This is a genomic window from Agromyces agglutinans (genome assembly GCF_009647605.1).
Taxonomy (GTDB): Bacteria; Actinomycetota; Actinomycetes; order Actinomycetales; family Microbacteriaceae; genus Agromyces; species Agromyces agglutinans.
On sequence record NZ_WJIF01000003.1, the window covers coordinates 405,146 to 429,629 of the forward strand.

Annotated in this window: 21 protein-coding genes; 7 read left to right on the forward strand and 14 right to left on the reverse strand. The window is 72.5% G+C overall.

What is annotated here, in order from left to right; genetic code table 11:
• Window positions 1-48: 48 nt before the first annotated feature.
• From GE115_RS08125 to GE115_RS08135, 3 genes are read right to left on the reverse strand one after another with little or no spacing between them, the layout of a single operon-like run.
• Window positions 49-834: an ECF transporter S component gene (locus GE115_RS08125; RefSeq protein ID WP_153684250.1), complete on the reverse strand. Its 786-nt coding sequence runs from the start codon at window positions 832-834 to the stop codon at window positions 49-51.
• Window positions 831-2,852, reverse strand: coding sequence for an ATP-binding cassette domain-containing protein (locus GE115_RS08130; protein WP_153684251.1), 2,022 nt, complete (start codon window positions 2,850-2,852; stop codon window positions 831-833). The genes GE115_RS08125 and GE115_RS08130 overlap by 4 nt, the downstream gene beginning before the upstream one ends.
• Before the next feature lie 20 nt (window positions 2,853-2,872).
• Window positions 2,873-3,439 (reverse strand): hypothetical protein, encoded by a 567-nt coding sequence (locus tag GE115_RS08135; protein WP_153684252.1) that lies wholly within the window; start codon window positions 3,437-3,439, stop codon window positions 2,873-2,875.
• Window positions 3,440-3,748: 309 nt separating this feature from the next.
• On the opposite strand from GE115_RS08135, the gene GE115_RS08140 reads away from it, so the two are divergent.
• The 3 genes from GE115_RS08140 (at window position 3,749) to GE115_RS08150 (ending at window position 6,539) form a co-directional block, all read left to right on the forward strand.
• Window positions 3,749-4,420 carry a hypothetical protein gene (locus GE115_RS08140; RefSeq protein WP_153684253.1) on the forward strand — a complete coding sequence of 224 codons (672 nt, stop codon included), beginning with the start codon at window positions 3,749-3,751 and terminating at the stop codon, window positions 4,418-4,420.
• A gap of 81 nt (window positions 4,421-4,501) precedes the next feature.
• Window positions 4,502-5,905, forward strand: coding sequence for a glutamyl-tRNA reductase (locus GE115_RS08145; RefSeq protein ID WP_312855015.1), 1,404 nt, complete (start codon window positions 4,502-4,504; stop codon window positions 5,903-5,905).
• Window positions 5,895-6,539 carry a GNAT family N-acetyltransferase gene (locus GE115_RS08150; RefSeq protein WP_172979778.1) on the forward strand — a complete coding sequence of 215 codons (645 nt, stop codon included), beginning with the start codon at window positions 5,895-5,897 and terminating at the stop codon, window positions 6,537-6,539. Before GE115_RS08145 ends, GE115_RS08150 begins: the two co-directional genes overlap by 11 nt.
• A 12-nt stretch (window positions 6,540-6,551) precedes the next feature.
• Here the strand turns inward: GE115_RS08150 and GE115_RS08155 are convergent, their stop codons facing one another.
• On the reverse strand, window positions 6,552-7,937 hold the full coding sequence (locus GE115_RS08155) for a glycine--tRNA ligase (RefSeq protein ID WP_312855016.1): 1,386 nt from the start codon (window positions 7,935-7,937) through the stop codon (window positions 6,552-6,554).
• Between the two features lie 112 nt (window positions 7,938-8,049).
• Between GE115_RS08155 and GE115_RS08160 the strand changes: the two genes are divergently transcribed.
• Window positions 8,050-8,457, forward strand: coding sequence for an NUDIX hydrolase (locus GE115_RS08160; protein ID WP_153684255.1), 408 nt, complete (start codon window positions 8,050-8,052; stop codon window positions 8,455-8,457).
• Between the two features lie 79 nt (window positions 8,458-8,536).
• Complete coding sequence (locus GE115_RS08165) at window positions 8,537-10,156, forward strand: alpha/beta hydrolase (protein WP_153684256.1); 1,620 nt, start codon at window positions 8,537-8,539, stop codon at window positions 10,154-10,156.
• 18 nt (window positions 10,157-10,174) lie between these two features.
• Here the strand turns inward: GE115_RS08165 and GE115_RS08170 are convergent, their stop codons facing one another.
• The 3 genes from GE115_RS08170 to GE115_RS08180 form a co-directional block, all read right to left on the reverse strand.
• Window positions 10,175-11,077, reverse strand: a complete 903-nt coding sequence (locus GE115_RS08170; protein WP_153684257.1) for a hypothetical protein — start codon at window positions 11,075-11,077, stop codon at window positions 10,175-10,177.
• 246 nt (window positions 11,078-11,323) lie between these two features.
• A complete protein-coding gene (locus GE115_RS08175) occupies window positions 11,324-12,232 on the reverse strand; it encodes a serine hydrolase (protein WP_312855017.1) in 909 nt (302 codons plus the stop codon).
• 92 nt (window positions 12,233-12,324) lie between these two features.
• Window positions 12,325-14,304, reverse strand: coding sequence for a M13 family metallopeptidase (locus tag GE115_RS08180; protein ID WP_153684258.1), 1,980 nt, complete (start codon window positions 14,302-14,304; stop codon window positions 12,325-12,327).
• A gap of 160 nt (window positions 14,305-14,464) precedes the next feature.
• Between GE115_RS08180 and GE115_RS08185 the strand changes: the two genes are divergently transcribed.
• A complete protein-coding gene (locus tag GE115_RS08185; RefSeq protein WP_312855018.1) occupies window positions 14,465-15,757 on the forward strand; it encodes an MATE family efflux transporter in 1,293 nt (430 codons plus the stop codon).
• Between the two features lie 37 nt (window positions 15,758-15,794).
• On the opposite strand, the gene GE115_RS08190 is transcribed toward GE115_RS08185, so the two are convergent.
• Complete coding sequence (locus GE115_RS08190; RefSeq protein WP_153684260.1) at window positions 15,795-16,856, reverse strand: LacI family DNA-binding transcriptional regulator; 1,062 nt, start codon at window positions 16,854-16,856, stop codon at window positions 15,795-15,797.
• Window positions 16,857-17,020: 164 nt separating this feature from the next.
• Between GE115_RS08190 and GE115_RS08195 the strand changes: the two genes are divergently transcribed.
• Window positions 17,021-17,785 (forward strand): SDR family NAD(P)-dependent oxidoreductase, encoded by a 765-nt coding sequence (locus GE115_RS08195; RefSeq protein WP_153684261.1) that lies wholly within the window; start codon window positions 17,021-17,023, stop codon window positions 17,783-17,785.
• An 82-nt stretch (window positions 17,786-17,867) separates the two neighbouring features.
• Here the strand turns inward: GE115_RS08195 and GE115_RS08200 are convergent, their stop codons facing one another.
• The 6 genes from GE115_RS08200 to GE115_RS08225 all read right to left on the reverse strand — a co-directional run bounded on the left by GE115_RS08200 (window position 17,868) and on the right by GE115_RS08225 (window position 24,484).
• Window positions 17,868-19,073, reverse strand: coding sequence for a glycine C-acetyltransferase (locus GE115_RS08200; RefSeq protein ID WP_153684262.1), 1,206 nt, complete (start codon window positions 19,071-19,073; stop codon window positions 17,868-17,870).
• A gap of 2 nt (window positions 19,074-19,075) precedes the next feature.
• Window positions 19,076-20,119, reverse strand: coding sequence for an L-threonine 3-dehydrogenase (tdh, locus tag GE115_RS08205; RefSeq protein ID WP_153684263.1), 1,044 nt, complete (start codon window positions 20,117-20,119; stop codon window positions 19,076-19,078).
• Window positions 20,120-20,280: 161 nt separating this feature from the next.
• A complete protein-coding gene (locus tag GE115_RS08210; protein ID WP_312855019.1) occupies window positions 20,281-21,465 on the reverse strand; it encodes a Gfo/Idh/MocA family protein in 1,185 nt (394 codons plus the stop codon).
• A 12-nt stretch (window positions 21,466-21,477) separates the two neighbouring features.
• Window positions 21,478-22,578: a LacI family DNA-binding transcriptional regulator gene (locus tag GE115_RS08215; RefSeq protein WP_153684264.1), complete on the reverse strand. Its 1,101-nt coding sequence runs from the start codon at window positions 22,576-22,578 to the stop codon at window positions 21,478-21,480.
• A 3-nt stretch (window positions 22,579-22,581) separates the two neighbouring features.
• The gene (locus GE115_RS08220; protein ID WP_153684265.1) at window positions 22,582-23,514 is read right to left on the reverse strand and encodes a carbohydrate ABC transporter permease; all 933 of its coding nucleotides are present in this window, start codon (window positions 23,512-23,514) and stop codon (window positions 22,582-22,584) included.
• Entirely contained in the window at window positions 23,507-24,484 is a 978-nt protein-coding gene (locus GE115_RS08225; RefSeq protein WP_153684266.1) for a carbohydrate ABC transporter permease, read from the reverse strand. The genes GE115_RS08220 and GE115_RS08225 overlap by 8 nt, the downstream gene beginning before the upstream one ends.

The following is a 24,484-nucleotide window of genomic DNA, read 5'->3' on the forward strand; positions in this document are numbered from 1 at the left end:
CGACGCCGAGTGATGTCGAAACGGTCGAACGTCGCGGCCGAATCGACATCACTCGGCGCGTTTCGCCATCACTCGGCGGGCGTGCGGGAGGCGCACCCGCCGCAGCGCGGCCAGCGCCGCCCGGCCGAACACCGCCAGGCCGGCCACGGTCGTCACGGCGCGCAGGGTGTCCCACGTGATCGTCGAGGTCGTGAGCGAGTACAGCGCGAACGAGGCGAGGTTCCGCCCGAGCGGAGCGCCCGGCTCGTACGAGATGCCGGTGCCCGAGCCGATCGCGAACGGCCAGAACCAGAGGTTCATCACGAGGCCGAACGCGTAGGACGCGACGACGCCGTACGCGGCGAGCATCGCGATCTCGGCGACGCCCGAACGCACTCGTCTCGGCAGCAGGCCGGCGCCCGCGCCGACCCAGCCGCAGGCGAACATCTGGAACGGCGTCCACGGCCCGAAGCCGCCCGTGATCGTCGACGAGAGCCCGATCGCGAGCACGCCGAGCAGGAACCCGAACCGCGCGCCGAACGCCCGCCCCGCCAGGATCAGCAGCACGAACACGACCTCGACGCCGCCGACGCCCGTGCCCGCCACCCGCACCGCAGCGGCGACCGCGGTGAGCGTGCCGAGCAGGGCGAGGGTCTTCGCCGAGCGGAACGCGCCGTCGACCGCGAGCACGGCCACCAACGCGGTGAGCGGTGCGAGGGCGAGGGCCGCCCACGGTGCCGCCGCCTGCGCGTCGGCCGGCAGGGCGGGCGCGAGCAGCGGCCATGCGAAAGCACCGGCCGCGACCACGCTGCCCGCGACGAGCAGTGCCGTCGACCACCTCGACCCCGGCCTCACGAGGGCGCTCCGACCCCTCGCGGCGCTCCCAGCACGCCATCGGTCATCGTGAGGCGGCGGTCGGCGACGGATGCCGCGAAGTCCCGGTCGTGCGTCGCCACGACGACGGCCCCGCCGCGCTCGGCGTGCCCGCGGAGCGCAGCGGCGAGCATCGCGCGGGCGGACGGGTCGAGCCCGCGGGTCGGTTCGTCGACGAGCAGCACGGATGCCCCGGCGCCCGCCTGGATCGCGAGCACGAGCAGCCGCCGCTGCCCGGTCGAGAGATCGCGCGGATGCCGCGTGGCGAGGGCCGAGGCATCCGTGGCCGTGGTCGGTCGCGACGCGTCGGCGGTCAGCGGCACGCCGGCGCCGAGGAGTTCGAGGAACCGCGTCCACGTGGTGCCGCGCGGGCGGCCGGCGGTACGGTCGGCGCGCCGGCACTCGGCCGCGACCGTGTCGGCGAAGAGCAGGTCGTCGGAGCGATCGGGCACGAGCGCCACGAGACGGCGGCGGGCCCGTCGCGCGCGGCGGCCGTTCGTCGTGGCATCCATCGCCGCGAATCGCACCTCGCCCTCGTCGGCGCCGAGCGCGATCGCGGTGAGCAGGCTCGACTTGCCCGCGCCGTTCGGACCGTCGACGACGAGGATCTCGCCGCGGTGCAGCTCGAATGAGGCGCGATCGACGGCGACGGTCCCGCCGTGGCGCACGGTGAGGCCGTCGACGGTCGCGAGCGGTGGGTGCTGCTCGAGGGCGGCGGGGACCGCGACGGGGCAGGCCTCGGAGACCGCCGCCGCGACCGCCGGCGCTTCCGCGGGCAGCGCGCCGGCGGGCGGCTCCGCCGGCAGCACCCGCCCGTCGACGATCTCGAGCCACCCGTCGGCGACGCCGACGAACCCCGCGGTGCGGTGCTCGGCGACGAGCACGGCCACGCCGGCCTCGTGCGCGATGCGGCCGAGCAACCCGATCGTCGCCGCCCGCGCGGGCGGGTCGAGGTCGGCGAGCGGCTCGTCGACGAGCAGCAGGATCGGGTGCTCGACGATGGCCGCCGCGATCGCGACGAGCGTCGCCTCCCCGGCCGAGAGCGTGCGCACGTCGCGTCCCAGCAGGCGTTCGATGCCGAGTCGCTCGACGACCTCGGCCACCCGGGCGCGCACGATCACCGGGGCGACGCCGCGCACCGCGAGCGAGAACCCGATCTCGTCGTCGACGGTCTCTGCGGCGAACGCGAGCCGCGGCTGCTGCGCGACGACGCCGACGAAGCCCGCCGTCTCGCGGGGCGGCACCGCGAGCCGATCGAGCCCGCCGACCTCGAGGAGGCCCGCCGCGTCTCCCTCGTCGATGTGCGTGAGCCGACCGCTGAGCGCATCGAGCACGGTCGACTTGCCGCTGCCCGTCGGCCCGCGCAGCACCGTCAGCGAGCCGGGTCCGAGGTGCAGCGACGGCATCGCCAGCGACCACTCGCCGCCGTGGCCGATCTCGGCGTCACGCACCTCGGCGGGCCGCTCGCAGTCGCCCTCCGCACGCCCGCGCGCGCCGAAGCCGCGCACCTCCATCGAGGCGGCGATCGCGATCGAACGCTCGATGGTGTGCTCGAGGATCGGCACGATCAGGGCGCCCGCACCGCGTTCTCCACGCAGGCTGCGGGCGAGGCGCACTCGACGCACCGCCTCGGCGAGCGCGGGAAAGGTCGCCCAGGCGATCACGAGCGCCCGCGCCGAACCGGCGAGGGGTCCGCCGCGGGCTCCCAGCGCGAACAGGCGCGACACGTCGACCAGGGCGTTGACGACGCCGACCGCGACGATGACGAGGGCGATCGGCAGGGCGCTGAGCGCCGCCGCCGTGAGTCCGCCCGTCGTGATCGGGCCGAACATCGCGACGTGCTCGAACGGCGACGGAAGCCGCACGACCGGCGCGTCGATGAGCACCGCGCCCGAACCCCCTGCGCCCGCGAACAGCACCCGGTACACGACCCTCGTTGCCACGAACCCGACCGCGAGGGCGACCGCGAGTCGAAGCGGAGCGGGCCGGAACCGGAGCATCAGGGCGCCATCGGCGTGCGTCAGGCGTCGGGCGAGGCCGGCGCGTCGTTGAGGGTGAAGAGCAGTTCGATCGCGTCGCCGGGCTGGAGCTCGAGGGTCGCGAGCCCCTCCTGCGCGTAGCCCCACTCGCCGCCGACCGGCCGGTGCCAGAGCGCCCAGTACGCGAACGCGGCCGGCATCGACTCGCACGTCTCGTGGTATTCGGTGCCGTCTGCCGCGACGATCGTGGTCGATTCGGCGGGCTCGCCGTTGACCCGGCACACCACCTGGTCGCCCCATTCGACGGTGCCCTCGGTCTCGACGCCCGCCTCGGCAAGCACGTCGGCCGCGATGACCGGGCCGTCGGCCTCGATGCAGGCCTCGACCTCGGCCGCCGACGCGGCGTCGAGGTCGCCGGTGTCGACGATGACGGCGACGCCCGCGCAGTCGTCCGCCGCGCCGGCGCCGGCTGCGGCGTCATCGGGAGCGGCGGTGGTCGCCAGCGGGGTCGCGTCGGGGCTGCCGGATGCCTCGCCGGGCGAGCATGCGGCGAGCGCGAGGACGAGCAGCGGCAGGGCGAGGAGCGCGGCGGGCCGGAGAGCGGTCATCCTTCGAGGGTAGGGCGCGCCGGCGCCTCGTGACGACACTCGATCGAGGACGGTCGCACCGCCGATCCGGATGACCGCCGCCTCCACCCCGCCGGGCTCGGGCGCGACTCGGCAGGCGTAGCTGCGCGCCCAGCGCTAGTCCGCGTCGGAATCGGGATGAACCTGTCGGCGCAACCCGGATCGCGCTACCATCGGCGAGGTCGTGCCCCCCTCACGACGACGCGCCATCGTCGGCGCGCCTCCGATCACCCACCGGAGTCCGACGTGCCCCTCTCCTCATCGCGGCAACGAGTCGCGCTCATCCTGTCCGTGGCCGCAGCAGCGGCCCTCGTCGTCGGCGTGCTCGCCGCGATGGCCACCAAGGTCGACCACGTGGTCGCGCTCCTCCCACCCGTTCCCGGCACGCGGGCCGGCGTCGCGTTCGCCGCGCTGTGCGCCGTGGGCCTCCTGGTCGCCGGCCTCCGCCGCCTCTCGTCGGCGAGCCGGTGCCGCACGCGCCGAGCCGCCCTCGAGGAGGCGATGCCCAGCGCCGAGGTCTCTCGCGGCATCCGCCACCGCGCCCTGATCTCGTCGCTCGCCGAGCTCGGCACGCGCGTGCGCCTGCCGGGCCGGTTCTCGATCGTCGCCGACGAGCGGGGCCTCAGCTTCTGGTCGGGCGGCCGGAGGCCGCGACGCGTGCACGAGATCCTCTGGCGAGAGGTGCGGTCCATCCGCAGCGACCGCGTGATCGTCGGGTCGGGCAGCATCCCGGTCGCGGTGCTGCGCATCCGCCGCGGCGGATCCAGCCTCGACCTGCCGCTGCTGCTCGCGGGCGAGCGGGCGACGTCGTTCGTGCTGGTCGACGCGCCGTTCTTCGCGACCGTGCGGTCGTGGAAGGCGAGGCACCGTGCGGCGCTGGCGGCCGAGGGCCTCGAGTTGCCGCCGCTGACGGCACCGATCCCGGTCATCACGAGCGCGCAACTGGCGGCTGCGGGCCGCTGACCTCCCCCGCCCGGATCCCGACCTCGAATCTCAGCGCAGACCCTGATCGGAGCACCCTTCCGCCCCGGCTAGAATCGACGGGTGCTCATCTGCCTCACCGCGAGTCACAAGAACGCCGGGTTCGACCTGCTCGAGCGGCTTTCGGCGACCGCCGACGACGCGGGCCGGCGCATGGTCGCGGGGCACGAGGCCGTCCAGGGCGCCGTCGTCGTGGCGACCTGCAACCGCTTCGAGGCCTACCTCGACCTCGACGCGCCGGAGGGCGATTCGCCGGTCGACGCCGTACACGGCGCGATCCGCTCGGTCGGCGAGGTCTCGGGCCTCGAAGCCGACGAACTGCGCACGACGTTCGGGTTCGCCCACGGCAACGCGGTCGCCGCGCACCTGTTCGCCGTCGCGTCGGGCCTCGAGTCGGTCGTCGTCGGCGAGGGCGAGATCGCCGGCCAGGTGCGCCGGTCGCTCGAACGCGCCCGCTCCGAGGGCACCACGACGCCCGAGCTCGAGCGGTTGTTCCAGCGCGCCTCGCAGACGTCGCGCAAGGTCAAGAACCGCACGGGCATCGGCGCCGAGGGCCGCTCGCTCGTGCGACTCTCGCTCGAGCTCGCCGAGAGCCGCATCACCGACTGGGCCCAGACGAAGGTGCTGCTGGTGGGCACCGGCCGCTACGCCGGAGCATCCCTCGCCGCCCTGCGCGATCGCGGCGTCGTCGACGTGTCGGTGCACTCGCCGTCGGGCCGGGGCGCGAAGTTCGCCGCGTCGCACGAGCTGCCCGCCGTACCCGGTGAGAGCTTCGCCCGTGCCGTCGCCGAGGCCGACGTCATCGTGGCGTGCACGCTCGCCGAGGTCTTCGTCGTCGACCGCGCGCTCATCGCCGCGGGCCGCGAGCAGCTCGCGCTCGACCGCGCCCCGGTTCGCACGCTCGACGGCGCGATCGTTCCCGTGGCCGATCGCCGCCAGCTCATCATCGACCTCGGCCTGCCGCGCAACGTCGACCCCGGCGTCGTCGAGGTGACGGGCGTCGAGCTCCTCGACCTCGAGACCATCAAGATCCACGCGCCGATGGAGGAGTTCGCCGCCACCGACGCCGCGCGCGACCTCGTCCAGCGCGCGGCCCGCAACTTCGGCGACGTCGCGGAGGAGCTGGATCTCGCGCCCACCGTCGTGGCGCTCCGCAAGCACGTGTTCGACGTGCTCGACGCCGAGATCGAGCGCTCGCGGGCGCACGACGACGACGGCCGCATCGAGTCCGCCCTGCGGCACATGGCCGGCGTCCTGCTGCACACCCCCATGGTGCGCTCGCGCGAGCACGCGCGGGCCGGCGAGCAGCGCGCGTTCATCGACGCGGTCGAGGCGCTGTTCGGCGTCACCGCGACGGATGCCTCGTCCAGCGTCTCCGGGTCCTCCAGCGCTGCCGGGTCCTCCAGTGCACCCGACTCCTCCAGCGCATCCGGCACGTCCAGCGTCTCCGACTCACGTGCCGTCTGACCGTCCGCGGGTCGAGCTGCCGTTCGACGCCGCCCCGCTCGCGAAGCGGCCGCTGCAGACCGAGCGCCTTCGGCTGCGTCCGCTCGAGGCATCCGACGCCCCTGACGTCTGGGAGTACCAGCGCCTGCCCGAGGTGCTGCGCTACATCCCGTGGATCGAGCGCACGGAGGAGGAGGGGTACGAGCACACTCGCACCCGTTCGGGCATGCGCCGGCTCGTCGCCGCCGGCGACGCCCTGATCCTCGCGATGGAACTCGTGGGCGAGGCATCCGTGTCGCCCGACTCCCCCACCGACCGGATCGTCGGCGACCTGATGCTGCGCGTCGCCAGCACCGAGCACGCGCAGTTCGAGGTCGGCTGGGTCGTGCACCCCGACTTCCAGGGCCGCGGCCTCGCCGCAGAGGCCGCTCGCGCGGTGCTCGACCTCGCCTTCGGGCGGATTCGCGCGCACCGCGTGCAGGCGAACCTCGACACCCGCAACGAGGCCTCCGCGCGGCTGTGCGAGCGGCTCGGCATGCGCCGTGAGGCGACCATCCTCGAGGAGCAGTTCCACGACGGCGAGTGGGAGGACACCGCGATCTACGGCATCCTCGCCCGCGAGTGGGCGGAGCGCGCCGCCGCGTCGACTCGGTAGCGACCGCCGCGCCTACGCCCCGACGAGCCTCGACGCGAGGTAGCCTTCGAGCTCGGCCAGGGGCACGCGCTCCTGCTGCATGGTGTCGCGATCGCGCACGGTCACCGCGTCGTCCTCGAGCGAGTCGAAGTCGACCGTGATGCAGAACGGCGTGCCGATCTCGTCCTGGCGACGGTAGCGGCGGCCGATCGCGCCGGCGTCGTCGAAGTCGACGTTCCAGCTGCGGCGCAGCTTCGCGGCGACCTCGCGCGCCAGCGGCGAGAGCTTCTCGTTGCGGCTGAGCGGCAGCACGGCGGCCTTCACGGGCGCGAGGCGCGGGTCGAGACGCAGCACCGTGCGGGTGTCGGTGCCGCCCTTCGCGTTGGGCACCTCCTCGACGTGGTACGCGTCGACGAGGAACGCCATGAGCGCACGGGTCAGGCCGAACGCGGGCTCGATGACGTAGGGCACCCAGCGCTCGTTCTTGGCCTGGTCGAAGTACGACAGGTCCTTTCCGGAGTGCTTCGAGTGCGTCGAGAGGTCGAAGTCGGTGCGGTTCGCGACGCCCATGAGCTCGCCCCACTCGCCACCCGTGAAGCCGAAGCGGTACTCGATGTCGATCGTGCGCTTCGAGTAGTGGCTGAGCTTCTCCTTCGGGTGCTCGAAGAAGCGGATGTTCTCCTCGTCGAGGCCGAGGTCGACGAACCAGTCCCAGCAGTGCTGGATCCAGTACTCGAACCACTCCTCGTCGGTGCCCGGCTCGACGAAGTACTCCATCTCCATCTGCTCGAACTCGCGCGTGCGGAAGATGAAGTTGCCCGGCGTGATCTCGTTGCGGAACGACTTGCCGATCTGGCCGATGCCGAACGGGGGCTTCATGCGCGCCGTCTGCAGCACGTTCGCGAAGTTCACGAAGATGCCCTGCGCGGTCTCGGGGCGCAGGTAGTGCAGGCCCGACTCGTCGTCGACGACGCCGAGGTAGGTCTTCAGCAGGCCGGAGAAGGCGCGCGGCTCGGTCCACTGGCCGCGCGTGCCGCAGTTGGTGCAGACGATCTCGGCGAGCCCGCCCTCGGGCGCACGGCCCTTCTTCTGCTCGAAGGCCTCGATGAGGTGGTCTTCGCGGAAGCGCTTGTGGCAGTGCAGGCACTCGACGAGCGGGTCGGAGAAGACCTCGACGTGCCCGGAAGCCTCCCACACGGCCTTCGGCAGGATGACGCTCGAGTCGAGCCCGACGATGTCGTCGCGGCTCTGCACCATGTAGCGCCACCACTGGCGCTTGATGTTCTCCTTCAGCTCCACGCCGAGGGGCCCGTAGTCCCACGCCGACCGGGATCCGCCGTAGATCTCACCCGCCTGGAAGACGAAGCCCCGGTGCTGGGCGAGGGTGATGACGGAATCGAGACGACTGGGTGCGGCCACGGTGGCTCCAATGGTGCATGCGGTGAGGGATGGTCGGCGACGCGCGCAGACCTCACCATCCTACGGGCGCGACCCGGCAAGGCGATGCCCGAAGCCCGCGTACGCTGAACGGATGCCCCTCCTGCCCGACCTGCTCGTGTCGGCGATCGCCCTCGTGCGCGACCGCCGCGTGCTCATGGTCACGGCGCGGGGACGCGACGTGTACTACATGCCGGGCGGCAAGATCGATCCCGGCGAGACCGCCGCGGAGGCGGCGGCGCGCGAGGCGTTCGAGGAGGTGGCGCTGCGCATCGACCCGGCCGAGCTCACCGAGCTGTTCGAGGTCGTGACCCAGGCGCACGGCGAACCCGACGGCCGCCGGGTGCGCATGCGCGTGTTCCGCACGACGACGGATGCCACGCCCGCGGCGTCGGCCGAGGTGGGCGCCCTGCACTGGGTTACCACCGCCGACCTCGACCGCTGCCCGCCCGCCGGTCGCGAGGTGCTGGCCCGGCTCGCGGCATCCGACCTCATCGACTGAGCCGCCGACACCCGGCGGTCGAGCAGGCGCGCCAGCGCCGCATCGTGAACGCCGCCGTGAGGCTGCCTAGACTTCCGGGATGGGGATGACGCGGCGATTCCGCAGCGGCGACCGCGTCGTCGTGATCGTGGAGTCGGGCCGGCGCGACGGGCCGGTCTTCGTGCTCGTGCACGGGCTCGGCATGGCGCACGAGTACTGGGACGGCCTGGCCGACGCGCTCGAGCCCGGCGGCCGGGTGCTCGCAGTCGACCTGCCCGGGTTCGGCGACGCACCCGATCCCGACGAACCGCTCTCGATGCCCGAGTCGGGTGCCCTGCTCGCCGAGCTCATCGAGGCCGAGCGGCTCGACCGGCCGGTGCTCGTGGGGCACTCGACCGGCGCGCAGGTCGTCGCCGAGACCGCCGCCCAGCGCCCCGACCTGGTCGGGCCCGTCGTGCTCATCGGCCCGACGGTCGATCCGCGCGAGCGCACGGTGCCCAAGCAGGCCGCCCGGTTCCTGCAGGACGTCGCCATCGGCAACCCGAAGGTCGTCGCGATCGGCCTCCGCTCGTACCTCGAGGGCGGCATCGTCTGGTACTTCCGCAACCTGCGACCGATGATCGAGCACCGCATGGAACGCACGGCGCCGCGCATCGAGGCGCCGGTGCTCGTGGTGCGCGCCGAGCACGACCGCATCGTCGCCCGCGACTGGGGCCGGGAACTCGCCCGGCTCGCGCGCGGGCGCTACGCGGAGGTCCCCGGTCGGGGCCACGAGACGATGGTGACCGCGGGTCCGCAGGTCGCCGACCTCATCGCCCGTCACGCGGCCGGCGAGCCGGTGGGCGAGGTCGTGGGCGAGGCATCCGCCCTTCCGGCGCATCGCACGTCGCATTCGGATGACCAGCCGGCGCTCGCGTGGTGGCGCCGGGCGCTCATCTGGTGCGCCGACTACGCGTACGCCGGATGGCGGCAGCTGGCCGTGCTCACCGCCTGGCGGCCCCCGCGCCGGTGGCTCCGCGGGGAGGACGCTCTGCCCGACGTGGTGCTCGTGCCCGGCGTCTACGAGCACTGGACCTTCCTGCGCCCGCTCGGCGACCGCCTCAACCGCGCCGGCTACCGCGTGCGCACCGTGCACGGGATGGGCGTCAACCGCCGGCCGATCCTGCCGACCGCCGACCGGCTCGCCCGCGCGCTCGCGCGACGCCCGGCGCCGCCGGCCGGCCGGGTCATCGTCGGACACAGCAAGGGCGGGCTCATCGGCAAGCAGGTGCTCGTCACCGCCGAAGCCGCGACCGGCGACCGTCGGTCGAGCAGCGACGAAGGAGCGCATCGAGTCCAGGTCGCCCACCTCGGCCTCCTCGGCGTGGTCGCGATCGCCACGCCCTTCTCGGGTACGCGACTCGCGCGGTACCTCGCCGATCCGAGCGTGCGGGCGTTCCTGCCCGACGACCCGGTGATCGTGTCGCTCGGCCGGTCGTCGTCGGTCAACGCGCGCGTCGTCTCGATCGCGGGGCCGTTCGACCCGCACATCCCCGACGGGTCGCTCGTGGACGGGGCGACGAACGTCGTGGTGCCGACCCCGGGCCACTTCCGCATCCTCGGAGCGCCCGAAACGGCCGAGGCGGTCATCGAGGGGCTCGAGCTGCTCGCGAACGGCGGCGTACCGGCAGACGCGAGCGGGGGCGGGGCGCCCATCGGCACCCCGCCCCCGCTCGGCTGAATCAGCCGACGAGTCGGATCAGCGACCCGCGACGACCGCGCGGCGACGCACGACGACGGTCAGCGCGCCGAGCGCGACCAGCGCGAGCGCGGCGATGCCGATGACGGTCGGCTCGACGCCGGTCTCGGCGAGCGCGGGGCCGTCCGGGGTGGCGGCGGGGGCGGCCGGGGCAGGGGGCGCCGCGACCACAGGAACCTGGGCGTTGACGTTGCGGCCCGTGTTGCCACCCGTGACGAAGTACTCGAGGACGTCACCGACCTGAGCGCCCGGAACCGTCGCGACGAAGCTGCCGGCACCCGAGGCGTCGGCGGCCGCCTCCTGCGAGCCTCCGGGCTCGGTGATGGGTGCGCCGGCACGGAGCACGCCCACGCTGTAGTAGATCGGCTCACCGGCGCCGAAGCCGGAGAAGTTCACGGTCAGGCCCGCCGCGAGCTGCTCGGGAGAGACCACCTGGGCGATGGTCACCGCCGGGGGCGCCGCCGACGACGGCGTGATGGTCAGCGGAACACTGTTCGAGCGGAGGTTCTGGGTGGGGCTCACGACCTGGTGGGCCGACACGGCCGTCCGCGGGTAGCCCGACTCATCGGGAGCAGCGGCATCTCTCACGGGGAGCACCTGCACGTCGATGCTGCCATCGGCCGTCGGCGCCACCGTGGTCTCGTAGAGGCCCTCGCCCGACGACGGACCGTATGCCGCACCGACCGAGATCGTCACAGCCCCGAGGGCGGCGTCGAAGCCGGTGCCAGTGACGTGGAAGCCCGTGCCCCAGTCGCCGGCTGGGAATTCCGTGCGATCGAGTTGGATGACCGGCGCGGGAGTCTCGCCAGCCGCAGCGGGCGAGGCGGCCGCGAGGCCGGTCAGGGCGATGGCCGCGGCAGCGGCGAGGGCGCCGACGCGGAGGCGGTACGTGGAAGTGGCCACAGGTGGGTCCTTCGGTTCGGGGATACGGATGAGAGCACCCGTATCGGGCACCCCGTCGAACCTATCCGCCCTGCCTCGTTGACCCAATGGGGAGCACTCCCCTAGGGAAACGGCCGTCCCATTCAGGAAGAATCTGCGCGACACCCCGGTAGACCCCGCCCGGCACGGCGCGTCGGGCGGGATCTTCCTGAACGGCGAACAGGCGGCAGGGCCGGCGGCCGGCGGTAGTCGGACGTCCGAGCCGGCTCAGTGCACGTACTCGAGCAGGTCGAGGCCGACCTGGCGCATGCCCTCGAGCACCGAGAGGCGGCTCGAGAGCTGGGTGTCGGCGAAGTAGGTCGACACCGCGTACGACACGCTCGCGCGCGGGCCGCGCAGCACGCCGACCTCGCTGCGCACGCCGCCGTCGGTGCCGGTCTTGTTCATGAGCAGCACGTTGTGGTCGGGCATGCGGTGCGCGAGCGGGTCGAGCCCGAATGCGGATGCCACCATCGACAGGTCGGAGTTCAGCGAGAGCCATCCGACGACGCGTTGCGAGACCTCGGGGCTCACGACCTCGCCGCGCGCGAGCGCGGCGAAGAGCCACGTGAGCTCCTTCGCCGAGCCGATCGAGAGCTGGGGTGCGTCGTCGGGGCCGCGGTGGTCGCGCACCAGGTCGAGCAGCGCGGTGCGGGTCAGGCCGAGCGCCTCGGTGCGCGCGCGCACCGCCTCGAGGCCGACGTACCGGATGAGCACGTTCGTCGCGAGGTTGTCGCTGTTCGCGCCGATGAGGGCGGCGAGGTCCGCGATCGGCAGGCTGGGCGACTGGAGGTGCTGCCAGATGCCGGAGTCGCCGACGGCGTCGCGCGGAGCGCGGTCGAGCACGGTGAAGGCCTCGGCGCTCGCGCCCGTGAGGCGCGACGCGACCTCGACCAGCAGCAGCACCTTGCCGATCGACGCGGTCGGCATGACCACGTGGTCGTCGACCGAGAACAGCACCCGGCCGGTGGCCAGGTCGGTCGCCCGGGCCGACACCTGCACGCCGGCGAGGGCCAGTTCGCCGAGCGCCGCGAAGCCGCGGCTGAAGTCCTCGTTCGGCCCCTCGGTGGTGTGCTTGCCCCGCCGGATCGCCGCGTGCCGCGAGCGACGCTCGGAGCCCTGCGACGAGGTGACCACGGTGGCGAGTTCCTTCTCTGTCGGTCGGCGCTCCCCCACCGCGGACTGCGGCGCGCTCGAGATCGGTGGATTGGCCTGCTGAATCGACACGACTACCAGATCGTCACCCGCTCGGCCGGGTCGAGCCAGAGCGCGTCGTCGGCAGTCACTCCGAAGCCAGTGTAGAACTCGTCGATGTTGCGGACGATCTGGTTGCAGCGGAACTCGTTCGGCGAGTGCGGGTCGATCGCGAGCAGGCGCACGACCTCTTCGTCGCGGCCCTTCTGCTGCCACGCCTGCGCCCACGAGAGGAAGAAGCGCTCGGCTCCCGTCATCCCGTCGATCACCGGCGGCTCCTCACCGCCGAGGGAGATCAGGTAGCCCTTCCAGGCGATGGCGAGGCCGCCGAGGTCGCCGATGTTCTCGCCGATCGTGAGGGCGCCGTTCACGTGGTGTTCGCCGTCGCCGTCGAGTTGGGCGGGCACGAGCGAGTCGTACTGGTCGATGAGGGCCTTCGTGCGCTCCTCGAACGCGGCGCGGTCGGCCTCGGTCCACCAGTCCGTGAGGCGGCCGTCGCCGTCGTACTTCGAGCCCTGGTCGTCGAAGCCGTGGCCGATCTCGTGCCCGATGACGGCGCCGATCGCCCCGTAGTTCGCGGCGGCGTCGCGCGACTCGTCGAAGAAGGGGAACTGCAGGATCGCCGCGGGGAACACGATCTCGTTGAACCCGGGGTTGTAGTACGCGTTGATGGTCTGCGGCGTCATGAACCACTCGTCGCGGTCGAGCGGCTTGCCGATCTTGCCGAGCTCGCGGTTGAACTCGAACTCGGCGGTCGCCCGGACGTTGCCGACCAGGTCGGCGGCGTCGACCTCGAGCGACGAGTAGTCGCGCCACTTCACCGGGTAGCCGATCTTCGGGGTGAACTTCGCGAGCTTCTCGAGGGCGCGCTCGCGGGTGGCCTCGCCCATCCAGTCGAGCGTCGAGATCGACTGCCGGTACGCCTCGACGAGGTTCGCGACGAGATCGTCCATCGCGACCTTCGCGGCCGGCGGGAAGTGCCGCTCGACGTAGATGCGCCCGACCGCCTCGCCGAGCGCACCCTCGACGAGCGAGACGCCGCGCTTCCACCGCTCGCGCATCTGCGGGGTGCCGGTGAGCGTGCGCCCGTAGAAGTCGAAGTTGGCCTCGACGAAGTCGTTCGACAGGTACGCCGCGTTCGAGCGGATCACCTGCCAGGCGAGCCAGTCGCGCCACGCGGGCAGTCGATCGTCGACGAACAGCTCGCCGAGGCCCTCGACGAACGAGGGCTGCCGCACGACGACCTCGTCGAACGCGCCGGCCGGGATCCCGAGCGCGTCGCGCCAGAGGCCGAGGTCGGCATCGGCACGGGATGCCGCGGCGACGACCTCGGCCCAATCGGTGAGGTTGTACGTCTTCTCGCTGTCGCGCGACTCGACGTTGGTCCAGTGCGCGGCCGCGATGCGGGTCTCGAGCTCGAACACGCGGGCGGCGCGCTCGGCCGGCTGGTCGAGGCCGGCCAGCCCGAACATCCGCTCGAGGTGCGCGAGGTAGGCGTCGCGGATCGCGGCGAACCGCTCCTCGCGGAAGTAGCTCTCGTCGGGCAGGCCGATGCCACCCTGCTCGACGAAGACGAGGTAGCGCTCGGGGTCGCCGGGGTCGTTGTCCACGAACAGCTGCACGAAGCCCGCGACGTTCTGTCGCTCGAGGCGGCCGATCGTCTCGAGCAGCTGCGGCACCGAGCGCACGAGCGAGGCCTCGAGCAGCTGTGGGGCGATCGGGGTGGCGCCGAGCATCTCGGCGCGCTCCTCGTCCATGAAGCTCGCGTACAGGTCGCCGACCTTCCGCGCCTCGGTGCCGGGCTCCGCCTGCTGCGACTCGACGATGATGTCGCGCACGGCCCGCTCGGCCTCTTCGTGCAGCAGGATGAAGGATCCGTAGCGCGCCTTGTCGGCCGGGATCTCGGTCCGGTCGATCCACTTGCCGTTGACGTGCCGGTAGAGGTCGTCCTGCGGACGCACCTCCGGATCCAGTTCGTCGAGCGCGATGCCGGAGGTGAGCGAGACGTCGGTCATCGCTCCAGCCTATGACGCACCGCGGCCCCCTGAGACGGCCCCGGCGCGAGGTTCACAGCAACCTGACGGCATCGGATGCTCCGCCTAGGCTCGGAGCATCGACACGACCTCCCCTCCCCCGGCCGGGCGCGCCGTCGACCGCGACATCCTGCGGCTCGCCGTGCCCGCGCTCGGCGCGCTCATCGCCGAGCCGCTGTTCCTGCTCGCCGACACCGCGATGGTCGGCCACCTCGGGTCGACGCCGCTCGCGGGGCTCGGGCTCGCCAGCGCGATCCTCCAGACGATCATCGGGCTGATGGTGTTCCTCGCGTACGCGACGACGCCCGCGGTCGCGCGGCGCCTCGGCGCGGGCGACGAGCGCGGCGCCGTGTCGGCCGGCATCGACGGCCTGTGGCTCGCGCTCGTTCTCGGTGCCGTGCTCGCCGTCGCCGGTTGGCTCGCCGCACCGGTGCTCGTCGGCGTCTTCGGGGCGCCCGCCGCGGTCGCGGCCGAGGCATCCGTCTACCTGTCGATCTCGATGGCCGGACTGCCCGCGATGCTGATCGTCTTCGCGGCGACCGGGTTGCTGCGCGGGCTTCAGGACACGCGCACGCCGCTCTGGGTCGCCGGCATCGGCTTCGCCGCGAACATCGCGCTGAACGCCGTCTTCATCTACGGCCTCGGCCTCGGGCTCGCCGGCTCCGCGCTCGGCACGGTCGTCGCGCAGTGGGCGATGGTGCTCGTCTACCTCCTCGTGATCCGGCGGCACGCGGCCCGAGCCGGCGCCGGCTGGCGGCCGCACCGTTCGGGGCTGGCCCGCGGCGCGGCATCCGGCGGCTGGCTGTTCCTGCGCACCGCGAGCCTGCGCGCGGCGCTGCTGCTCGCGACGTGGTCGGCGACCGCGCTCGGCCCAGACGAACTCGCGGCGTACCAGGTGGTCGTCTCGCTCTACTTCACGCTCGGCTTCGCGCTCGACGCGCTCGCGATCGCCGCGCAGGCGCTCATCGGCCGTGCCCTCGGCGCCGGCGACGTCGCGACCGTGCGGGCCGTGCTGCGGCGGTGCCTGCAGTGGGGCGTCGTCTCGGGCGCGGTGCTCGGCGCCCTCGTGATCGCGACAGCGTGGGTGCTGCCGGCCGTGTTCACCTCGTCGCCCGAGGTGGCCGCGCTGCTGCCCGCGTCGCTCGTCGTGCTCGGGCTCTCGGCGCCGCTCGGCGGACTCGTCTTCGTGCTCGACGGCGTGCTCATCGGCGCGGGCGACGTGCGATACCTCGCGTGGACGGGAATCGCGAACGTCGCCGTCTACGCGCCGATCGCGGTCGGGGTCGTCTGGTGGTCGGCGAGCGCAGGCCCCGAGGCATCCGTCTCGCTCGCGCTCGTGACCGCCGCCTTCGTCATCGCGTACCTCGCGGCGCGTGCGGTCACCCTCTCGCTCCGCGCCCGCGGATCGACGTGGATGGTGACCGGCACGGTGTGACCCGGCGGCGGCGCGGCCTCAGCCCGGGTCGGGCAGTTCAGCCCAGTCGGGCGGTCGTGTCGCCGATGTGCAGGGTGCTCGTGAACGCCACCGATTCGGGCTGCTCGCCGGCGAGGAGGCGCACGACGGCCTCACCTGCGGCGCGGCCCTTCGCCGCCGACGGCTGGTCGAGCGTGGTCAGGTCGTGCTGCAGGCCGTCGACGCGGATGCCGTCGAACCCGATGACGCTGAGCTCGCCGGGGACGTCGATCCCGAGCTCCTCGGCGGCGCCGATGACGCCGGCCGCGAGCAGGTCGGACTGCGCGATGATCGCCGTCGGCCGGTCGGCCGGATCGACGTCGAGCAGCGTGAAGCCCGCGATGCGGCCCTCCTCGATGGAGCTGGCCGCGGTCTCGACCGCGGGGGCATCCGGATAGATCTCGCGCGCGCCCGCCAACCGCTCGAGCGTGACGACGTTGGTCGCGGCGGCCACCTGCTCGTCGCTCACCGCGCCGCGCCGTCGCACCGTGTCGAACGGCAGTGCCACGACGGCGACGTCGCGGTGGCCGAGCTCGCGCAGGTACTCGGCGCCGCGCCGGGTCGCCTCGTGGTTGTCGATCGTGATGCGCGGCAGGCCCTCGCCGACCTCGCACTCGATGCCCACGATCGGGATGCCCCGCGCCTGGAGCGCCTCGATCGAACGGCTGCTGCGCAGGCCGCACCAGAGCAGCACGACCGCGTCGACGGGCGCCGACTCGATCGTCAGCGTCGACTCGCCCTCACCGAGGTCGGGCAGCAGCAGCAGGCCCGCACCGAGCGGCGCGATGCCGTCGGCGATGCCGTCGAGCGTGCGGATCTTCACGGGATCGAGGAAGGCCGCGCGCACGCGCTCCTCGAGCACGACGCCGACGATGCCCGAGCGGCCCCGGCGCAGCGATCGGGCGCGCGGATCGGGGCCGGCGTAGCCGAGTTCGGCCGCCGCGGCGAGCACGCGCTCCTTCGTGGCATCCGAGACGGGGCCCGAGCCGCTGAAGGCGAGCGAGGCCGTCGACGCGGAGACGCCGGCCTTCGCGGCGACGTCGGCGAGGGTCGGATGCCTCGGCGCAGGGTCGTTGGGCATGTACTCGCGCTCCTGGGACGGGAACCGTCGGCGTGCGCCGACAGGCCCGATCATAGGCCATCGACCTCGAATCGATTCGAGAGGCCGCGGGCGACCCGGTGGCGCGGCCTGCCGGCGCCCGCCGACGACCGCCGGACGACCGCGCACTCAATAGGCTGAGCGACATGCCCAGGACCGCACTGATCACCGGCGCAAGCTCCGGACTCGGCGTCGAGTTCGCCCGCCACCTCGCCGCCACCGGAGCCGACCTCGTGCTCGTGGCGCGCGACCGGGCCGCGCTCGAGCAGGTGGCCGCCGACCTCCGCCGTCGCTACGAGGTGCAGGTCGAGGTGCTGCCCGCCGACCTGTTGAAGCGGCGCCACCTCGCCCGGGTCGTCGACCGCGTCGGCGACCGCGAGCAGCCCATCGACCTGCTCGTGAACAACGCCGGGTTCGGGCTCCCGCTCGACTTCGCGCGCAACGACATCGAGGACGAGGCACGGCACCTGGCGCTGCACGTCGAGGTGCCGATGCGGCTCAGCCACGCGGCGCTCGGGCAGATGCTGCCGCGCGGGCGCGGGCGCATCGTCAACGTGGCATCGGTGGCGGGATTCATCCCGCGATCGACCTACGGCGCCTGCAAGGGATGGCTCATCTCGTTCAGCCGCTGGGCGAACGGCGAGTACGGGCCGCGCGGCGTGACGACGACCGCGATCTGCCCGGGCTTCACGCACACCGACTTCCACGCGCGCATGGGGCTCGCGCGCGGCGAGGAGGGCATCGCGCCGTGGATGTGGCTCGACGCGCGCACCGTCGTCGCCGAGGGCCTGCGCGATGCGGCGCGCGGCAAGGCGGTGTCGGTGCCGTCGCTGCGCTACCGGGTGCTCATGGCCCTCACCCGTCTCGCGCCGCCGTCGGTCGCGGCGCGCATGGGGCAGCGCGGGCGCTGACCCCGACCGTGATGTCGCGCGAAGTGCGGTGAACACGAGTGAATGGCCGCATTTTGCGCGACATCAACGCTCCCGGGCGGCGCTACTCGACCGACGGGGCGACCTCGGCGCGGGCGTCGGTGAACGCGGCGACGCATCGGCGGATCTCGTCCTCGGAGTGCGCGGCCGAGAGCTGCACGCGGATCCGCGCGAGCCCCTTCGGCACCACCGGGTACGAGAACGCCGTCACGTACACGCCGCGACGCTGCAACGCGTCGGCGATGCGCGCGGTGAGCGCGGCGTCGCCGAACATGACCGGCACGATCGCGTGCTCGCCGGGCAGCAGCTCGAATCCCGCGGCATCCATCAACCCGCGGAACAGCGCCGCGTTCGCCGTCAGGCGTTCGCGCAGCTCGCCCGACTCGGCGACGAGCGAGAGCGCCTGCAGCGTGCCCGCGACGATCGACGGCGCGAGCGTGTTCGAGAACAGGTAGGGCCGGGCGCGCTGGCGCAGCAGGTCGACGATCTCCTGGCGCGCGGCGACGTATCCGCCCGAGGCCCCGCCGAGCGCCTTGCCGAAGGTGCCGGTCGTGATGTCGACCCGCCCCTCGACGCCGCAGTGCTCGGGCGTGCCCCGGCCGTTCGCGCCGACGAAGCCGACGGCGTGCGAGTCGTCGACGAACACGAGGGCGTCGTAGCGGTCGGCGAGGTCGCAGATCTCGCGCAGCGGCGCGAGGTAGCCGTCCATCGAGAACACGCCGTCGGTCACGATCACGCGGCGACGGGCATCGGATGCCTCGGCGAGCTTCGCCTCGAGGTCGGCCAGGTCGCGGTTGCGGTACCGATACCGGCGCGCCTTCGAGAGCCGGATGCCGTCGATGATCGACGCGTGGTTCAGCTCGTCGGAGATGATCGCGTCATCCGCGCCGAACAACACCTCGAAGACGCCGCCGTTCGCATCGAAGCACGATGAGAACAGGATCGAATCGTCGTAGCCGAGGAAGTCGGCGACCCGGCGCTCGAGCTCGAGGTGCTGGGTCTGCGTGCCGCAGATGAAGCGCACGCTCGCGAGGCCGTAGCCCCACTCGTCGAGCCCGCGATGCGCCGCGGCGACGATGCGCGGGTCGTCGGCGAGCCCCAGGTAGTTGTTGGCGCAGAAGTTCAGCACGCGCTGCGTCTCGCCATCGGCGCCCGCGACCTCGACCTCCGAGGACTGCGGGCCGGCGATGCCGCGCTCGCGCTTGGTCAGCCCCGCCGCCTCGATCTCGTCGAGCTCGGCGCGCAGCTGCTGCTTCACGGTTCCGTACATGGCTAGACCTCCGTCCAGTCGAGGATGACCTTGCCGACCCCGCCCGATTCGGCGGCGTCGAAGCCGGCGCGCCATTCGCGCGCCGGGAAGCGGTCGGAGATGATCGACGCGACCCGCTCGCGCAGCACGTCGCCGGTCTGCAGCATCGCCGACATCGAGTTCCACGTCTCGAACATCTCGCGGCCGTAGACACCCTTGAGCGTCAGCATGTGGGTGACGACCTTGCCCCAGTCGATCGCGAACGGCTCGCTCGGCAGGCCGAGCAGCGCGATGCGCCCGCCGTGGTTCATGTTGTCGATCATCTGCGGCAGCGCGGCCGGGGCGCCCGACATCTCGAAGCCGACATCGAAGCCCTCGCGCATGCCGAGGCGGCGCTGCACCTCGTGCAGGTCTTCGGCGCGCACGTCGACCGCGGCGTCGGCACCCATGCGCTCGGCGAGCGCGAGGCGCGTGGGCGAGACATCCGTCGCGACGACGAACCTGGCGCCGACGTGCCGCGCAACGGCGATCGACATCAGGCCGATAGGCCCGCAGCCGGTGACCAGCACGTCTTCGCCGACCACCGAGAACGAGAGCGCCGTGTGCACGGCGTTGCCGAACGGGTCGAAGATCGCGGCGACCTCGGGGTCGACCGGCGCGTGGTGCACCCAGACGTTCTCGCCGGGGAGCACGACGTACTCGGCGAACGCGCCGTCGCGGTGCAGGCCGAGGCCGAGGGTGCGGATGCACATCTGGCGGCGGCCGGCACGGCAGTTGCGGCACATACCGCACACGATGTGGCCCTCGCCCGAGACCAGGTCGCCGACCTCGATGTCGTGCACGAGCGGGCCGACCTCGACCACCTCGCCCGCGAATTCGTGCCCGGCGACGAGCGGGGCGCGGATGTTCGACGCGGCCCAGTCGTCCCACCGGCGGATGTGCAGGTCGGTGCCGCAGATGCCGGTGCGCAGCACCCGGATCTTCACGTCGGCGGGGCCGGGCTCGGGCTCCGGTCGGTCGGTGAACTCGAATCCCGCGCCGGGCGCAGGCTTGAAGAGGGCCTTCATCGATACCTCGTCGTTCGGTGCACGAGCCGCTGGGTGCGGCGGCTCATGCGGATGGTCCGGTGGGTGCGCCGGATGACCCAGCCATCGTATCCGGGCGCGGATGGATCGTGGCGGGCGCCGGTCAGGCGTCGAGCGCGCGGGTCAGGCGTCGAGGGCGGGGGTCAGGCGTCGACGGATGCCGCGACCTGGCCCCGTTCGAAGTACTCGACGAGCTCGGCGTCGAGCGGCGGCACGGCGAGCGCGGAACCGTCGCCGCGCAGCGACTCGGTGGCGAGGATGCCCGCCGCGACCGCCTCGCGCGCCGCGACCGGCGAGGTCTCGGTGAGCCCCCCGTCGCGCACGAAGCGCAGGAACTCGGCGATGAGCAGCGCGTCGGCCCCCTCGTGGCCGGCGTCGGCGACCTCGGGCACGATGAAGGTCTCGTCGGCCGGCGCGGCGCCCTGGTGGCGGCGGTTCCACAGCCGCACCTCGCTGCCGGCCGTGTCGCCCAGGTTCTCGATGCGGCCCTCGGTGCCGATGACCGTGTAGTTGCGCCAGTAGTCGGGCGAGAAGTGGCACTGCTGGTACGAGGCGAGCACGCCGTTCGAGAGGTGCAGGTTCACCATCGAGACATCCTCGACGTCGATGACGGGGTGCAGGCCGGTGAGCGAGGCGGGCGGCCAGTTGTCGAGGCTGAACCAGTCGGGCATGCGCTCGCCGCTGCGGTCGCGGCGGTCGTCGATGTCGCCGTAGACGCTCAGCGAACCCATCGCCGAGACCCGGTCGGCGTAGGCGCCGGCCAGCCAGTGGATGACGTCGAGGTCGTGCGCGCCCTTCTGCAGCAGCAGGCCCGTGGTGCGCCGCCGGTCGGCGTGCCAGTCCTTGAAGTAGTAGTCGCCGCCGTTGCCGACGAAGTGGCGGCACCAGACCGCCTTCACCTCGCCGATGCGCCCATCGAGGATGAGCCGGCGCATGAGCGCCACAACCGGCATGTGCCGCATGTTGTGGCCGACGTAGAGGCGGGTGCCGGTTCGGCGCGCCGTCTCGAGCATCGCGTCGGCGTCGGCGAGGTCGATGGCGAGCGGCTTCTCGCAGAACACCGCGACCCCGGCCTGGAGGGCGGCGATCGCGATGCGGGCGTGCGTGTCGTCGGGCGTGAGCACCATGACGGCGTCGAGGCCCGACGCGAGCAGTTCGTCGAGCGAGTCCGTCACGAGCGCGTCGGGGTACTCGGCGCTCGCGGCGGCGCGGGCGTGCTCGTCGAGGTCGCACACGGCGGCGACGCGCGATCCCTCGCCGGGGCGGTGCGCCTCGTGTCGCAGGCCCGCGCGTGCGCCGAAGCCGACGATGCCGATCTTGAGGTCCACTGGTGGTGCTCCTTAACGGTGGTGGTGCGGTGATGAGAGGTGGTGGCGCTGCGGTGGCGAGTCGAGATCGGTGGAGGTCCCCGGAACCAGCGTCCACGGGAACTCGTGGACCACGCCGAGCGCCGAGCCGTCGTCGGTCGCCCGACCCACGATGATCTCGGCCTGGCGCCGGTAGAAGTCGTCGGACGGGCCGACCGTGGTGAGGCTCGGCGTCACGGTGCGGGCCGCGGGCGTATTGCCGACGCCGACGATGGCGACGTCGTGCGGCACCCTGAGCCCGAGCATGTGCGCGGCGTTGATGGCCGCGATCCCCGCGAAATCCGTCGTCGCGTAGATCGCCGTCGGCGGCCGATCGAGCGACAGCAGTTCGACGGCCGCCTCGAACGCACTCGCCGACGTCTCGTCGAAGGTCGCCGTCCACTCGACGTCCGGCTCGATGCCGTGGGCGCGCAGGCGCTCGAGATAGGCGGTGTAGCGACTGGCCTCACCGCGTTCCGCGGCGGCCACCGCACCGCGGGAGGAGAGGCATCCGATCGCGACGTGGCGCTCGAGCAGGTGCTCCATCGCGAGCTCGCAACCCGGATACGCGCGCGAGCGGATCACGTCGAACCCCGCCGGATCGAGCGTCTCCGAGAAGACGACGAGCCGCTGTCCGCGGTCCACGAGGTCCGCGAGCTTGCGCTGCGCCGCCTCGTCGTCGCCGGCACCGTCGAGGTACGCGACATCCGACTCGACCCGGTCGAGGGCCGTGTGCCAGTCGCCGTCGGCGAGGATCAGCGTCGTGAGTCCGTACCGGTTCGCCTCGTCGTTGACCGCCGCGGCGACGGCGAGCGACCACGGGTCGCTCAGCATGTGCAGCGAGAGCTGCACCATGCCGCTGCGGCCGGTGCGGATGGCACGGGCGGCGCGGTTCGGACGGTAGTTCAGCTGCTCGGCCGCTTCTGCGACCCGTCGGGCGGTCTCCTCGGCGACGCCGGAGCCGTCACTGCCGTTGCGGCCGGAGAACACGTAGGACACCGTGGCCGTCGACACGCCCGCGAGTTCCGCGACCATCCGCAGCGTCGGCCGCCGCCGCGCGGGCGCAGCGCCGCCGGTGTCACTGGTGCGTGGCATCCGTCACCCCTTCGTCCCGGAGAAGGCGATGCCCTGGATGAACTGGCGCTGCAGGATCATGAAGGTCACGAGCATCGGCAGCGTGGCCAGCAGGGCGCCCGCCATCAGCACAGGGTAGTCAGTGCCGTGCAGGCCGACGAGCTGCGACAGGCCGACCGAGAGCGGCATCTTCTCGGGGTCGGTCGTGACGACGAGGGGCCAGAGCAGGTCGTTCCACGACCACAGCACGGTGAACACGGTGAGGGCGACGATGCCGGGCTTCGCGAGCGGCACCATGATGCGCCAGAAGGTCTGCCACGGGTTGGCGCCGTCGATGCGAGCGGCCTCCTCGAGCTCGGCTGGCATCGACATGAAGAACTGGCGCATGAGGAAGGTGCCGAAGGCGCTGAAGATGCCCGGCACGATGAGCGCCTGCAGGGTGTTGAGCCAGCCCAGTGCCTGGATGATCTCGTACTGCGGCAGCAGGTAGAGCTGCGAGGGCACCATCAGCACGGACAGGAACAGCACGAACACGACGTTGCGGCCGGGGAACGGGATGCGCGCGAACGCGTAGCCCGCCATCGTGCAGAGCACGACCTGGCCGACCGTGCGGCCGACGGTCAGCAGCACCGAGTTCAGGAACATCTGGCCGAACGGCATCGAGTCGAAGACCTCGGCGAAGTTCGTGAACACCCATGGGTCGGGGATCACGACCGGCGGCACCTGCACCGAGTCCTGGAACGTCTTGAACGCGGTGAGGGTCTGCCAGATGAAGGGGAACACCATCACGATCGCGCCGGTGGCGAGCAGCAGGTGGACGAGCCAATGGCCGCGGCCGATGCGGCGCCCGGGCCGGCGAGCGGATGCCCCGCGCCCGGCGGACCCGCGCCGGGCGCCGTCGCCCGGCCCGGTCGGCGCACCGGTCATCGCGCGTGTGTCGAGCGAGACGTCACTCATAGTGCACCCACTTCTTCTGGAGCCGGAACTGGATGACCGTGAGCGCGAGGATGATCAGCAGCAGCAGGAAGGCGATCGCCGCCGCGTACCCGCGCTCGTTGTCGATGAAGCCCGCCTCGTAGAAGAGGTAGACGATCGTGCGGGTGTTCGGCATCGCGGGGTTGTTCGCGCCGAGCATCATGTAGACGAGGTCGAACACCTGCAGCGCGCCGATCACGCTGATCACGCTGACGAAGAAGATGCTCGGCGAGAGCAGCGGGATCGTGATGGAGAAGAACTTGCGGATCGGACCGGCGCCGTCGAGGTCGGCCGCCTCCATGATCGTGTCGGGGATGCCCTGGAGGCCCGCGAGGAAGATCACGATGTTCGTGCCGAGTCCCGCCCAGATGCCGACGACCGCGATCGCGACGAGGGCGGTGGAAGGGTCGGTCAGCCACGACCGGCCGTCGATGCCGAACACCGCGAGCATCTCGTTGAGCACGCCGTAGTCGCCGTTGTAGATCATGCGCCAGACGAGCGCGATGGCCGCGGGCATCGTCACGACGGGGATGAAGTAGAGGGTGCGGTAGACGCTGCGACCGCGCAGGCCCGCCGTGTTCAGCAGGGCGGCGATCGCCACGGCGATCGGGATGCCGACGAGCGCGATGACCGTGTACACCGCGCTGTTGCGCAGGGCGCCGAGGAGTTCCGGGTCCTGCAGGAGGCGGGTGTAGTTCTCGAGGCCGACGAACTCCGAGCCGCCGAACGGGCCCGACTTCGTGAACGACATGATGAGCGTCCGAACGGTCGGCCAGAGGTAGAACGCGAGCAGGCCGAGTGCGGTCGGGCCGATGAACAGCAGCGCCCACCACGCGGACTGCCCGGGGCTGCGGCGGCGCGGCCGGCCGGGCCGGCCGGGAGCGGCCTGCGGCCGCCCCCGGTCCAGCTCGGAGATCGGCGCCGCGGTGCGCTGCGCGATCAGGTCGGTCAT